General features: G+C 71.1%; 14 protein-coding genes. 8 read left to right on the plus strand and 6 right to left on the minus strand.

Going from position 1 to position 11,609, the window contains the following annotated elements; genetic code table 11:
• Positions 1-9: 9 nt before the first annotated feature.
• The 3 genes from CIK81_RS07770 (at position 10) to CIK81_RS07780 (ending at position 2,807) form a co-directional block, all read left to right on the plus strand.
• Positions 10-930 (plus strand): ATP-binding cassette domain-containing protein, encoded by a 921-nt coding sequence (locus CIK81_RS07770; RefSeq protein WP_114328058.1) that lies wholly within the window; start codon positions 10-12, stop codon positions 928-930.
• Positions 927-1,709: a hypothetical protein gene (locus tag CIK81_RS07775; RefSeq protein WP_114328056.1), complete on the plus strand. Its 783-nt coding sequence runs from the start codon at positions 927-929 to the stop codon at positions 1,707-1,709. The genes CIK81_RS07770 and CIK81_RS07775 overlap by 4 nt, the downstream gene beginning before the upstream one ends.
• 189 nt (positions 1,710-1,898) lie before the next feature.
• Positions 1,899-2,807 (plus strand): HAMP domain-containing sensor histidine kinase, encoded by a 909-nt coding sequence (locus tag CIK81_RS07780; protein WP_096163625.1) that lies wholly within the window; start codon positions 1,899-1,901, stop codon positions 2,805-2,807.
• Between the two features lie 12 nt (positions 2,808-2,819).
• Here CIK81_RS07780 and CIK81_RS18165 read toward each other — a convergent pair whose 3' ends face one another.
• The gene (locus CIK81_RS18165; protein ID WP_158541960.1) at positions 2,820-2,996 is read right to left on the minus strand and encodes a hypothetical protein; all 177 of its coding nucleotides are present in this window, start codon (positions 2,994-2,996) and stop codon (positions 2,820-2,822) included.
• A gap of 298 nt (positions 2,997-3,294) precedes the next feature.
• Here CIK81_RS18165 and CIK81_RS07785 point away from each other — a divergent pair, with 298 nt between their 5' ends.
• Positions 3,295-4,047 carry an SAM-dependent methyltransferase gene (locus CIK81_RS07785; protein ID WP_096163746.1) on the plus strand — a complete coding sequence of 251 codons (753 nt, stop codon included), beginning with the start codon at positions 3,295-3,297 and terminating at the stop codon, positions 4,045-4,047.
• A 27-nt stretch (positions 4,048-4,074) separates the two neighbouring features.
• Here the strand turns inward: CIK81_RS07785 and CIK81_RS07790 are convergent, their stop codons facing one another.
• A complete protein-coding gene (locus CIK81_RS07790; protein WP_096163626.1) occupies positions 4,075-5,055 on the minus strand; it encodes an aldo/keto reductase in 981 nt (326 codons plus the stop codon).
• 205 nt (positions 5,056-5,260) lie between these two features.
• On the opposite strand from CIK81_RS07790, the gene CIK81_RS07795 reads away from it, so the two are divergent.
• A complete protein-coding gene (locus CIK81_RS07795) occupies positions 5,261-5,770 on the plus strand; it encodes a DUF2087 domain-containing protein (RefSeq protein ID WP_096163627.1) in 510 nt (169 codons plus the stop codon).
• A 13-nt stretch (positions 5,771-5,783) separates the two neighbouring features.
• Here CIK81_RS07795 and CIK81_RS07800 read toward each other — a convergent pair whose 3' ends face one another.
• Positions 5,784-6,320, minus strand: a complete 537-nt coding sequence (locus CIK81_RS07800) for a hypothetical protein (RefSeq protein ID WP_096163628.1) — start codon at positions 6,318-6,320, stop codon at positions 5,784-5,786.
• A 43-nt stretch (positions 6,321-6,363) separates the two neighbouring features.
• Here CIK81_RS07800 and CIK81_RS07805 point away from each other — a divergent pair, with 43 nt between their 5' ends.
• A complete protein-coding gene (locus tag CIK81_RS07805) occupies positions 6,364-7,350 on the plus strand; it encodes an ornithine cyclodeaminase (protein WP_241964066.1) in 987 nt (328 codons plus the stop codon).
• Positions 7,351-7,447: 97 nt separating this feature from the next.
• Here the strand turns inward: CIK81_RS07805 and CIK81_RS07810 are convergent, their stop codons facing one another.
• On the minus strand, positions 7,448-7,870 hold the full coding sequence (locus CIK81_RS07810) for an organic hydroperoxide resistance protein (RefSeq protein WP_096163629.1): 423 nt from the start codon (positions 7,868-7,870) through the stop codon (positions 7,448-7,450).
• Entirely contained in the window at positions 7,867-8,367 is a 501-nt protein-coding gene (locus CIK81_RS07815; RefSeq protein WP_176485506.1) for a MarR family winged helix-turn-helix transcriptional regulator, read from the minus strand. The genes CIK81_RS07810 and CIK81_RS07815 overlap by 4 nt, the downstream gene beginning before the upstream one ends.
• Before the next feature lie 182 nt (positions 8,368-8,549).
• On the opposite strand from CIK81_RS07815, the gene CIK81_RS07820 reads away from it, so the two are divergent.
• Positions 8,550-8,918, plus strand: coding sequence for a helix-turn-helix transcriptional regulator (locus CIK81_RS07820; protein WP_096163630.1), 369 nt, complete (start codon positions 8,550-8,552; stop codon positions 8,916-8,918).
• Positions 8,915-10,705, plus strand: a complete 1,791-nt coding sequence (locus tag CIK81_RS07825) for a SulP family inorganic anion transporter (protein WP_096196174.1) — start codon at positions 8,915-8,917, stop codon at positions 10,703-10,705. The genes CIK81_RS07820 and CIK81_RS07825 overlap by 4 nt, the downstream gene beginning before the upstream one ends.
• A 261-nt stretch (positions 10,706-10,966) precedes the next feature.
• Here the strand turns inward: CIK81_RS07825 and CIK81_RS07830 are convergent.
• Positions 10,967-11,609: NADPH-dependent F420 reductase (locus CIK81_RS07830; protein ID WP_158541961.1), on the minus strand; the 643-nt coding region annotated here is incomplete at its 5' end.

An 11,609-nucleotide genomic window follows, 5' to 3' on the forward strand; every position in this document is an offset into this window, starting at 1 on the left:
GGAGCAGCCATGTCCGACGACGTCCTGGTCACCCGGGATCTCACGAAACGCTACGGCAGCCACGCCGCCGTGCAGTCGATGAATCTGCGGCTGCAGCGCGGGCGCGTGTACGGGCTGATCGGTCGCAACGGGGCCGGCAAGACCACCCTGATGCGCCTGATCTCCGGGCTCAGCATCCCGTCCAGCGGCGGCATCACCCTGTTCGGCTCCGGCGTCGAGACCCCTCGGCAGCAGGACCTCGCGCGCATCGGCACCCTCATCGAGTCGCCCACCCTGCACGGTGCGATGACCGCCCGGCAGAACATGCACCTCCACCGTCTGATGCGCGGTGTGCCGGACGCGGCGGTCGAGGAGACCCTGCTGGACCTCGTGGGCCTCGGCGACACCGGGCGCAAGCGTGTCAGGGACTTCTCCCTCGGGATGCGGCAGCGCCTCGGCATCGCGCTCGCACTGATCGCCGACCCGCAGCTGCTGGTGCTCGATGAGCCCGTCAACGGACTCGACCCGCTCGGCGTGGTCGAGGTGCGCCGTCTGGTGCGGGACCTCGCCACCGAGCGCGGCATCACCGTGCTGATCTCGAGCCATAACCTGCCCGAACTGTTCCAGACCGCGACCGACTACCTCATCATCGAGGCCGGCGAGCTGCGGATGACCCTCACCCTCGACGAGCTCGAGGCGCAGACCCAGCAGTTCCTGGAGGTCTCCGCAGCGGACACCGAACGCCTGGTCACCGTGCTCGAACAGCGGTTCCCGGAGGCTGACGCACGCGTGATGCCCGATCGCACCGTGCGCCTTCCCCACCACGCCGACGAGGCCGAACAGGTGCTCCGCGCCCTGGTCGATGCCGACGTCTGGCCCACCCGGCTGGCCCGCGAGGGCGAGAGCCTCGAATCCTTCTTCCTGTCCGTCATCGGAGGTGACCGGTCATGATCAACCAGCTGCGCGCCGACCTCTACGTCATGCGGCACAGCGCCGCCGCGGCCCTGTGCCTGCTCGCCGCCGCCATCGCGGCGATCCTCTACACCTGGCTGCAGCACAGCCTGGCGGTCGGGGGCCTCAGCGCCACCTCGGCCCAGGGAGTGCAGGGGCTCAGCGACATCCTGCTGGTCTCGCTGCTGGGTCCGCTGCTGTTCGGAGTGGTCGTCTCCCAGCCTTTCGAGACGCGGTCCGTGCACGACGCCCTGCTCGCCTCCGGGCGCGTCTCCTTCGTCGCCTCCAAGACGGTGATCGCGTCCCTGCTGGTCACGGGCCTGTCAGTGCCGTACGGGCTGGCCGTGCTCGTAGGCCGGGCGACCGGCGCGGAGTTCGCACCTGCGATCCCCACGACCTTCTCGCAGCTGCTCTCCGCCGGAGGGGATCTCACCGGCGCGGAGGTCGGGACGATCCTCGCGGTGACGATCACCGGGGCGCTGCTGATGGCCGCGAAGCTGTCGGTGTGCCTGCCGCTCGCGATCTGGCTGAAGCGGCCGCTGGTGGTGATGGCGATCGGATTCGTGTGGTCCTTCGTCGCGGACCTGGTGGCGACTGCCGCGGCCGACATCGGCGGCCTCGACGCGCTGGTGCGCCTCACGCCGCTGGCCGCGGAGCACCTGCCCGGGCCGGAGTCGACCGGCGGAGAGCTGTGGAGCACCGTCGCGGTGTCGGTCGTCTTCATCGTCCTCATGGGTGCGGTCGCATGGGCGATCTTCCGTCGGGCCGACGTGAAGTGACCACGGCCCGTGGGAGCGCGCCGTGAGAACGCTCCGCGCCGCCGCACGCAGCGTGAGCCTCCGTGCGGCGGCCTGAGCGCCCGCCCGACGGCATGAGGACTCCGTAGACTCTCGCGGAGAGCGTGCCCCACGTCCCGGGCACGAGCAGTTCCACGCGATGCCTCGATCACCCGCGACCTCGGGAGTGCCATGACCGCCCTCACCGTGATCCTCGGTGTGCTGCTGCTGGTCACCGCCGTCTACCTGGTGATCGTGCTGCAACAGATCAACGGCGTGCGCCGCCAGCTGGAACGACAGCTCAGCCAGGACTCCCCCCGCATTGTGACGCTCTCCCTCGTGGTGCCTCAGCTGGAGGCCCTGACCGCGCAGGTCAACGCCACCGTGCGCCAGGCGCAGACTGCCTCGACGCGCACCCGCGAGGAGGAGCGTCGGATCCGGTCCTTCATCGCCGACATCTCGCACGACCTGCGCACCCCGTTGACCACGGTGCGCGGATACCTGCAGCTGCTCGGACGCACCGACCTCGACGACGAACAGCGCGCACAGCTCGCGGTGGCGCTCCGGCAGGCCGAGGAGCTGGGCGCCCTCGTCGACCGTCTCTACGAGTACGCGTACCTGCTCGATGAGGAGCCTGCCCTCGACATCGAGCCCCTCGACATCGGCGTGCTCGTCGGCGAGCTCCTGCTGGGGATGGCCACCGAGATCGAGGGCGCGGGCCTCGACGTCGCGTTCGATCCACCCGTACGTCTCGTGGTCGCCTCCGACCGGGAGAAGGTCACCCGGATCGTGCAGAACCTCGCCCGCAACGCGGTGCACCATGGTCGCGGCCTGCTCACGGTCGAGGCGCTGCGCACCGACGGGGGCCTCGAGCTCCGCGTCGCCAACGGCGTGGCGCCGGGCGTCGAGCTCGATGCGGCACGGCTCTTCGACCGCTTCTACACCGCGGACAGCTCCCGCACCGGGCGCACCAGCGGCCTGGGCCTCTCGATCGTGCAGACGCTGACCGAGCAGCTGGGAGGCCGCACCTCAGCGCGACAGGACCCCGATGAGGGCACGGTGCAGATCAGCGTCCGGATCCCGAGCCGTCCGGGGCCGTGAGCCGTCGGATCGTCAGATCAGGGAGAACACGGCGAGCGTGGCGAGGACGAGGTCGAGCCCGCCGAGCACGAAGATCCAGCGCGGGATGCTCTTGTTCCGCGCGGTCACCACCGTGAGGTGGATCGAGATCATCGTCGCGAGGGTCAGGAGGGCCGTGAGAAGGATCAGGAGGAAGGTGAGGGTGCTCATCGGGCACCTGCCTCGACGGAGAGCGCTGAAGACATCGTCGGTCCCCTTCTCGTCCTCGTGGCGCGCCGGCTGATGCCGCTCAGTGCCACTGGCGGGCCCGCAGACCACGTCGGGGCGACACCGGCGCACGACACCGCCAGGAGGCCCGGATGATCATCATGCGGCAGATCGCCGCAGACTCGTCGTCGCCCCAGATTACCGCAGGTGATCAGGTGCAGAGCGCACGGGGCAGCGGAGCATGCGGCCGTTCCGCGCATTCTCCTGGCCCCCGCCACCACGTCACGGCACCATGGTCGCCATGCACTCCGCCGACGACCTGATCGCTGAGGCCGCCGTCGCCGATGTGGGCGGCTGGGGCTTCGCGTACCTGGACGGCCGCGCCACCGAGGAGAGGCCGAGCTGGGGCTATGCCGGTCTGCTCGCCGACGCCGTGGCCTCGACGGAGGTCGCGATCGACCTGGACACCGGTGGCGGGGAGGTGCTCGGCCGGTGCCCGCGCCTCGCCGCGCGGCAGCACGTCACCGAGGCGTGGCCGCCGAACGCCGCGAAGGTCCGGGATCTGCTCGGTCCACGCGGAGTGACGGTGCACGAGATCGCGCCCGGCGCACCGATCCCCGTGCCGGACGGCACCGCGGACCTGGTCACCTCGCGGCATCCGGTGCAGCCGGACTGGTCGGAGATCGCTCGCGTGCTCGCCCCGGGCGGTGAATACCTCGCCCAACATGTCGGCCCGGCCTCCGCCTTCGAGCTCATCGAGCACTTCATCGGGCCGACGACGGCGCAGCAGCGACGGGGCCGCCACCCCGACGACGAGACCGCTGAGGCCCGGGCCGCGGGGCTCGAGGTCGTCGACCTCCGGACCGCACGCCTGCGCATGGAGTTCTTCGACGTCGGGGCCGTGGTGTGGATCCTGCGCAAGTGCGTGTGGTGGGTGCCGGACTTCGCCGTCGACCGTTACCGGGACCGCCTGCGCGCGATGGACGAGATCATCCGACGCGACGGCTCCTTCGTCGCCCATTCCACGCGGCACCTGATCCGGGCACGGCGCTGACCGTCCCCGGATCGGGCACCGCCGAGATCACTGGGCACCGACCACCCGATGGGGCACGTACGGACCCTCGAGCGCAGCGATCTCGTCGGCCGTGAGCTCGAGATCGAGGGCGCCGAGCGCTGCGTCGATGTGGCCGTTCTTCGTCGCGCCGATGATCGGGGAGACCACCGGATCCTTCGCGAGCAGCCAGGCCAGCGCCACGTGCACCCGTTCCACGCCGCGCTCGGCGGCGATGCGGGCCACCTGCTCCACGATCGCCTTGTCGGTCTCCTGCGTGGAGTCGTACTTCGACTTCGCGGTGGAGTCGGTGCGCGCACGATCGGTGTCCGCGTCCCAGTCGCGGGTCAGACGGCCGGCCGCCAGCGGGCTGTACGGGGTGGAGGCGATGCCGAGCTCGCGCAGCAGCGGCATCATCTCCCGCTCCTCCTCGCGGTACAGGAGGTTGTAGTGGTTCTGCATGGAGATGAACGTCGTCCAGCCGTTCACCTCGGCCACGTGCTGGGCCTGCAGGAACTGCCACGCGAACATGGCGGAGGCGCCGATGTAGCGGACCTTGCCGGAACGCACCACATCGTTCAGCGCCCGCATCGTCTCCTCGATCGGGACCGTGTAGTCCCAGCGATGGATGATGTACAGGTCGATGTAGTCGGTGCCGAGGCGCTCGAGGCTCTTGTCGACCTCGGCGAGGATCGCCTTGCGGGAGAGCCCGGCACCGTTCGGCCCCTCGTGCATGCGGCCGTGCACCTTCGTGGCCAGCACGATCTCGTCCCGCTTCGCGTAGTCCACGAGCGCCTTGCCGACGATCTCCTCGCTGCGCCCGATCGAGTAGACGTTCGCGGTGTCGAAGAAGTTGATGCCCGCGTCCAGCGCATGCTTGATCACCGGTCGGGCGGCGTCCTCCTCGAGCACCCAGGAATGGATCCAGCGCTCCGGGTCACCGAAACCCATCGTGCCCAGGCACAGCCGCGAGACGTCCAGTCCCGTGCTCCCCAGCTTCACGTAGTCCATGCTGTGCTCCTCCCGTGGTCGATTCCGAGCTGCCTCGCTCGTCGCCTCCCATCATCGCCTGCAGCGCAGACCCGAGGGAGGGTCTCTTGGTCCACCCCTCGAGGCCGCTGCCCGCCAACGCCCAAGACCCCTCACGGAATCTCGTTCCCCGCACGTGCCATGCTGAACGTGCCCTGACGACCCACCAACCGATGCAAGGAGCACCGTGACCGCTTCCCGCGACCTCTCCGCCCCGTTGGGCCGCGCCCGCATGCTGTTCTCCCTGCTCGCGGTCCCGAAGCTGCGCGCGGGTCTGGCAGCGCGACTCGCGGGCGATGCCGCATCCGCGCCGTCTGGTGCGCCCGAGGAGCCCCGCGTGCACGGACCCCTGTCCCGCATCGACTGGCTGGACGAGCACGGCGAGGTGGACCTGGAGCGTCTGCAGGAGACGGCCGATGTGCTCGCGCTGATGCGCTCCGATCAGGCGATCCTCGAGGTCCCCCGCCTCGACGGAATCCCGGTCAAGACCGAGGAGAGCCGGGAGATGAGCGGACGGATCGCGCGGATCGTGTTCGAACGCGTCGGGCGCGAGCGCACGCTCACCGAAGGCGAGCTGAACGCCGCGATCGCCATGTTCGCCCGCGATACCGCCCTGGTGCGGCGTGACGCGGTGGATGCCGGCGTGCTGACCCGTACGCCGGACGGCGGCGCCTACCGGCTCGCCGACCCCGCCTGATCGCTGCCGGGCCTCAGCGTCGTGCTCCGCGCCCCAGCAGTCGCACGAGGCGTCTGATCAGCGGCACGCCCACGAAGAACACCATCCACCAGATCTGCGTCCCGGACCGGTAGGCGATCACGGCGATGACGACCAGAGCGACGATCGTGACGATGGCGCCGAGGATCGATGTCTTCTTCGCAACGGCGCTGCCGTTCCCCTGAGAACCATTCGTGCCGTGGAAGTCCGTTGCCCAACCGGAGTCGTTCCCGTCGCTGCGGTCGCCGCCGTTCCCGAACTGCGGGCCCTGGTACTGGCGGGCCGACGAGTCGGCAGGGTCGGAGGACTGCGCCTGTCCGCCCCTCGCGTCGGCGCCGTCGGAGCGTGAACCGGTGTCCGGTCCGAAGTCCGAGCTCCACCCGTCGCTCGATCCGCTGCCAGCCTGCGCGCCGCCCGCGGCTCCGCCCTCTGTGCCGCCGGGTGTGACCTCATGCCCGCTGCGGCCGGGGCCGCCCAGCCAGGACTGCTCCCCGTCCAGGCCGCGGTCGTCGTTCCCCCATGGTGTCGTCATGCCTCCACGATAGAGCCCGCGCTGTCGCCCCGCGCGGACCTGCATGCTTCCCCGGGGCCGTCCACGCCGGGCGCGCACCCGGCGCGACCTGCGCTCGCGCTACCGTCGAGCCATCCTCCACCTCAGCGATGCCCAGGTCCGCACGCTCCTGCCCGATCCCGTCCGGGCCGTCGAGCTCATGCGCGAGACGCTGCTGGCCCTGGCCGGCGGCATCGCCTCGGTGACCCCCAAGTCGCAGGTCGTCCACGAGCCGGGCGGATTCGCCAATGCGATGCCGGCGGCCTGGCCCGAGCGTGGGCTGCTGGGGATGAAGTGGGTGACGGTGACCCCGTCGAATCGCGAGCGCGGCACGGAGATGATCGACGGGCTGATGGTGCTCTCGGCACCCGACGGCTCCACGCGCGCCACGATGGACGCCGCCGAGCTCACCGCCCTGCGCACCGCAGCGGTCACCGGTGCTTCGCTCGCACTGGACGATCACCCCGTCACGTTCATGGGCACCGGGGTGCAGGCCCGGTCGCATGCCCGGGTGATCGAAGCGCTGGGGCGGGGGCCGCTCACGGTGTGGGGCAGGCGCCGTGAGGCTCTCGAGGAGCTCACCGCCTGGTGCGCCGTGCACACCCCGGCGCTGGAGCTGCGCGTCACCACCGACCGGGCCGGAGCCCTGGCTGATGCAGGGGTGGTGATCAGCGCACTGCCCATAGGGCTCTCGGGGTCCCAGCTGTCCACGACCGAGATCTGCACCGATGCGACGCTGCTGCCCGTGGACTACGCCTCCGTGGCCGGAGCCGAGGTCGCCCGCACCGGCACGCTCGTGGCCGACGACCCCATCCAGTTCGAGGCGCTGCGCCCCGTGAAGCTCGGCAAGGACTATCCGCAGGCCACCGGCGCGACCGGGGACCTGCTGCGGACCGGCCGACCGCAGGGCCTCGTCGTCGCGCAGAACCTGGGGTCGGGGCTCGGGGATGTGGTGCTGGCCGATGCCGTCGTGCGTGCCGCCTCCTCGCCCGGCGCGCACGCTCTGCCCTGAGCACCGCCGCAGCATCTCCGCACGACGCGGAAGTCCCCGGCGCCGGAGCAGTGCTGCGCTCCGGCGCCGGGGACCCGAGGGGCCGCCTGCCGCGAGGTCAGTCGTCCGAGACGGTGACCGTGACCTCGATGTTCCCGCGGGTCGCGTTGGAGTAGGGGCACACCTGGTGGGCGGCGTCCGCGAGCTCCTGGGCCTGCTCGTGGGGCAGGTTCGGGATGACGACCTCGAGCTCGGCGGCCAGCTGGAAGCCGCCCTTGTCATCCGACCCGATATGGACGCGTGCACCGACGGTGGAGTCGGTGACGTCCACCTTCTGCTTCCCGGCCACGAGGTTCAGCGCGGAGTGGAAGCAGGCGGCGTAGCCGGCGGCGAACAGCTGCTCGGGGTTGGCGCCCTCGCCCGAGCCGCCCATCGCCTGGGGCGTGGCCATGTCGAGATCGACAGTGCCCTCGAGAGTGCGCACGTGGCCGTCGCGGCCGGCCCCGGTGGACAGGGATTCTGCGGTGTAGAGAGTCTTCATGAGTTCTCCTTCGCTGGTGCCGACGAGGGTCGGCGGGTGATCCCGGCGGGGATGCCGGGAAGTTCGGGGGCGACGACGGTGTGCATGGACCGGGTGAGCTCCTGCAGCGTGCTGATCAGCGCGCGGGCCCCCTCGACGCTCTCCAGGCCGCTGCCGGCGATGATGCAGGAGGGGACGTGAGCCAGCTGGTCGCGCAGCTCCTCGCCGCGCTCGGTGAGGGACACCGTGACCACGCGCTCGTCGGTCCCACCGCGGCGGCGCTCGACCACACCGGCCTTCTCCATGCGACGCAGCATCGGGGAGAGGGTGCCGGAATCCAGCTGCAGCTCCTCCCCCAGCGCCGAGACGCTCTGCGCGCCGTCATTCCACAGCACCACGAGCACGAGGTACTGACCGTAGGTGAGGCCCCACGGCTCCAGCAGCGCCCGGTACGCCTGGGTGGTGGCGCGCGAGGCGGCGTAGAGGGAGAAGCACACCATCTCGTTCGTCGCCGTCATGAACTCATGATGCCCCACATTCCCATTGCGCACAACCTGGTTGTGCGCAATTTATAGAATGCGCCCCACAGCCCACAGCCCACAGCCCACAGCCCACAGCCCACAGCCCACAGCCCACACAGGGTGACTCCTGCCGCCCACCCCTGGCCAGGCCGCCCACCTCCCCATATGATGGTTTCATCATGCCGTGGAATCGAGATCATCAGCCGTTGTACGAGGTCAAGGCCAACCTGTTCAAGGGCCTCGCGCACCCCTTCCGCATCCGCATCCTCGAGCTGCTCGCCGGCTCCTCCGAGGTGAGCGTCGCGGACCTCCAGCGCGAGACCCAGCTGGAGGCCTCGCATCTCTCCCAGCACCTCGCCGTACTGCGCCGCCACCGCCTGGTGGTCTCCGAGCGGCGCGCCAGCCATGTCTACTACCGCCTCGCCGATCCGCGCACTGCGGAGCTGCTCGCCGTGGCGCGGGCTCTCCTGCTGAACCTCGTGGCCGAGGACGGCGCCCGCCTCGACGAGGCCCGCGACCTGCCGCCCTTCCCGGGGGTGGCCTCATGAGCCCGTCGCCCTCGTCCCCGTCGACCCCGCGCCCCGAGATCTCCCCCGGCACCGCCACAGCCGCCGCACACTCTCCCTCCAACGGGTCGCATCGCCTCGGCAGCGCACTCCGCGCTGCCCGCAGCCTGCTTCCCGGCAGCGCCGACTACCGCGATCTCCGCCGCACCTGGAAGGGCGACCTGATCGGCGGTGTCACCGTCGGCATCGTCGCCCTGCCGCTCGCCCTCGGCTTCGGCGTGAGCTCGGGCCTGACCGCCGAGCAGGGCCTGGTCACCGCGATCGTGGCCGGCATGCTCGCCGCGGTCTTCGGCGGCTCCAACGTCCAGGTCTCCGGGCCCACCGGGGCGATGGTCGTGGTGCTGCTGCCGATCGTCGCGACCCAGGGCGCCGGGGCCGTGGCCGCAGTGACCCTGCTGGCCGGGGTGATCGTCGTGCTCGCCGGCGCACTGCGCCTGGGCCGGGTGGTGGGGGTCATCCCGTGGCCCGTCATCGAGGGGTTCACGCTGGGCATCGCCTGCATCATCGGCATGCAGCAGCTGCCGCTGATCACCTCGGCGCACCAGGCGGAGCCCGGCGAGCTCAGCTCGAATGCGATCGTCGCCGCGGTGCAGTCCCTGCTGGCGATGGATCCTGCCCACTTCGTCTGGGGGCTCGGCGCCGTCGCCATCGTCGTGGCGTGCATGATCATCTCTCCGCGGATCCACCGCTCGATCCCGGGATCACTGGTCGGCATCGCCGTGGTGACCGCCCTGGCCGCCGTGCTGCCGACGCCGCTCGCGCGGATCGGCACGATCCCCTCGGCCCTGCCCGCCCCGAGCCTGCCGACCCTGGACCTCGGCGCGATGGGAACGCTGCTGCCGGCCGCGGCGACCGTCGCGGCGCTGGCCGCGATCGAGTCGCTGCTCTCGGCACGGGTCGCGGCGGGCCTCGCCGATACCGGCGTCTACGACCCGGACCGGGAGCTGGTGGGCCAGGGCGTCGCCTCGATCGGCGCGTCGCTGTTCGGCGGGATGCCCGCGACCGGCGCGATCGCCCGCACCTCCGTGAATGTGCGGGCCGGCGGCCGCACTCGGCTCGCCTCCGTCATCCACGCGCTCGTGCTCCTCGCCGTGGTCTACGCGGCCAGCGGCCCGGTGGGCATGATCCCGCTCGCAGCGCTCGCAGGCGTGCTGATCATGACGGCGGTGCGCATGGTCCACCTGGCCACGGCGCGCACGATCCTGCGCTCCACGAAGGCCGACGCCGCGACCTTCGCGCTCACGGCCCTGATCACCGTGTCCTTCGACCTCATCGCCGCAGTCCTGATCGGCGTGACCCTCGCGGCGATCTTCTCCCTGCGCACCGTCTCGCGCTCCAGCGGCGTGGCGCTCGAACCCGTGCGCACCGCCGATCCGGAACCGGGCGACGAGGAGATCATCGCCGTGCGCTTCACCGGGCAGCTCTTCTTCATCTCCGCTGATCGGGTGTTCGACACGGTGATGTCGGTGGGGCCGGTGACCGTGGTGATCCTGCGGGTCTCCATGCTGGAGCTGGTCGACGCCACGGGCGCGCGCGTGCTCGAGAACATCGTGCGCGGTCTCGAAGGCCGCGGGATCACGGTGCTCCTGAAGGGGATGCGTCAGGGACACTCCGAGCTGTTCGACACCGTCGGGGTGCTCCGCGCGCTGCGCCACCACAAGCACGTGTTCGCCGATTTCGACGGCGCCCTCGAGCATGCCCGGTCGCACGTGCGACGCGCCCACGCGGCCAGGGCGGACACCCCCGTCGAGGCGACGGCCAAGGACTGACAGAGCCGACGGGTGCAAGGGCGCGGGCGAGCGGGGCGCGGCGAACTCGGGTGCGCCCGGTCGGCGTCCTGGCCCGTTCCGCGGCGTCGCAGTCACCAAATGTGAGCTGGGGACCTATGTGAGCCCCTCGCATAGGTCCCCAGCTCACATTTGCGGCAGTCGGCCTTGGGGGGAGGCGCCGGGAGAGCGGCAGTCGACCTTGAGGGGGAGGCGCCGGGAGAGCAGCAGTCGACCTTGAGGGGGAGCCAGGCGCCCGGCGTGTCAGGCGACCCGCGCGTGCTGCTGGTGTCGCACGCTCAGCTCGTCCCGGGTGCTCCAGCCGTCGAACAGTCCGGCCCCAGGCTCGAAATGGCGGCCCACGGCGAGCGCTCCGACCGCGACGCCGTCGTAGCCCATCCGGTTCAGCACGGCGCTGACCGCATCGGCCGCACGGGCGTCGTCCGAGGCCACGGCGATCGCACGACGCAACGGGTCGCCGCCCTCGCGCCCCTGATCCTCCACGTCGTGATAGCCGATGTGGTTCAGTGCCTTGACCACCCGGGAGCCGCTGAGGTGCGCGGCGAGCAGCTCGCTGGTCGAGAGCGCACCCTGCTGGTCACCGAAGGCAGCACGCGCCGCGGCCACGGCGGCGGCGTCGGCCTCGCCCCACGGATTGGTGACGTCGACGACGATCGCGCCGCGCAGGCGGTCGGGATCGAGTCCGAACGCCACGTGCAGCGGCACGGTGACCAGCACGACGTCGCACTGCGCGGCGAGCTGCTCCGGGGCGACCGGCACGGCGCCCGGCAGCTTCGCGGCGAGCACGGAGGCGGGCGACCGACCGGAGACCTGCACCTCGAGACCGGCGCGCAGCGCAGGCGTGACCAGCAGCATCGCGAACAGCACGAGCAGCATCTGCAGGCTG

It is taken from the genome of Brachybacterium sp. JB7, assembly GCF_003335205.1.
Taxonomy (GTDB): Bacteria; Actinomycetota; Actinomycetes; order Actinomycetales; family Dermabacteraceae; genus Brachybacterium; species Brachybacterium alimentarium.

Excerpts from the sequence above, each read along its gene's own strand:
- CIK81_RS07770 (WP_114328058.1), top strand. The coding sequence starts at position 10 with ATGTCCGACGACGTCCTGGTCACCCGGGATCTCACGAAACGCTACGGC.
- CIK81_RS07775 (WP_114328056.1), top strand. The coding sequence starts at position 927 with ATGATCAACCAGCTGCGCGCCGACCTCTACGTCATGCGGCACAGCGCC.
- CIK81_RS07780 (WP_096163625.1), top strand. The coding sequence starts at position 1,899 with ATGACCGCCCTCACCGTGATCCTCGGTGTGCTGCTGCTGGTCACCGCC.
- CIK81_RS18165 (WP_158541960.1), bottom strand. The coding sequence starts at position 2,996 with ATGAGCACCCTCACCTTCCTCCTGATCCTTCTCACGGCCCTCCTGACC.
- CIK81_RS07785 (WP_096163746.1), top strand. The coding sequence starts at position 3,295 with ATGCACTCCGCCGACGACCTGATCGCTGAGGCCGCCGTCGCCGATGTG.
- CIK81_RS07790 (WP_096163626.1), bottom strand. The coding sequence starts at position 5,055 with ATGGACTACGTGAAGCTGGGGAGCACGGGACTGGACGTCTCGCGGCTG.
- CIK81_RS07800 (WP_096163628.1), bottom strand. The coding sequence starts at position 6,320 with ATGACGACACCATGGGGGAACGACGACCGCGGCCTGGACGGGGAGCAG.
- CIK81_RS07805 (WP_241964066.1), top strand. The coding sequence starts at position 6,364 with ATGCTTCCCCGGGGCCGTCCACGCCGGGCGCGCACCCGGCGCGACCTG.
- CIK81_RS07810 (WP_096163629.1), bottom strand. The coding sequence starts at position 7,870 with ATGAAGACTCTCTACACCGCAGAATCCCTGTCCACCGGGGCCGGCCGC.
- CIK81_RS07815 (WP_176485506.1), bottom strand. The coding sequence starts at position 8,367 with ATGACGGCGACGAACGAGATGGTGTGCTTCTCCCTCTACGCCGCCTCG.
- CIK81_RS07820 (WP_096163630.1), top strand. The coding sequence starts at position 8,550 with ATGCCGTGGAATCGAGATCATCAGCCGTTGTACGAGGTCAAGGCCAAC.
- CIK81_RS07825 (WP_096196174.1), top strand. The coding sequence starts at position 8,915 with ATGAGCCCGTCGCCCTCGTCCCCGTCGACCCCGCGCCCCGAGATCTCC.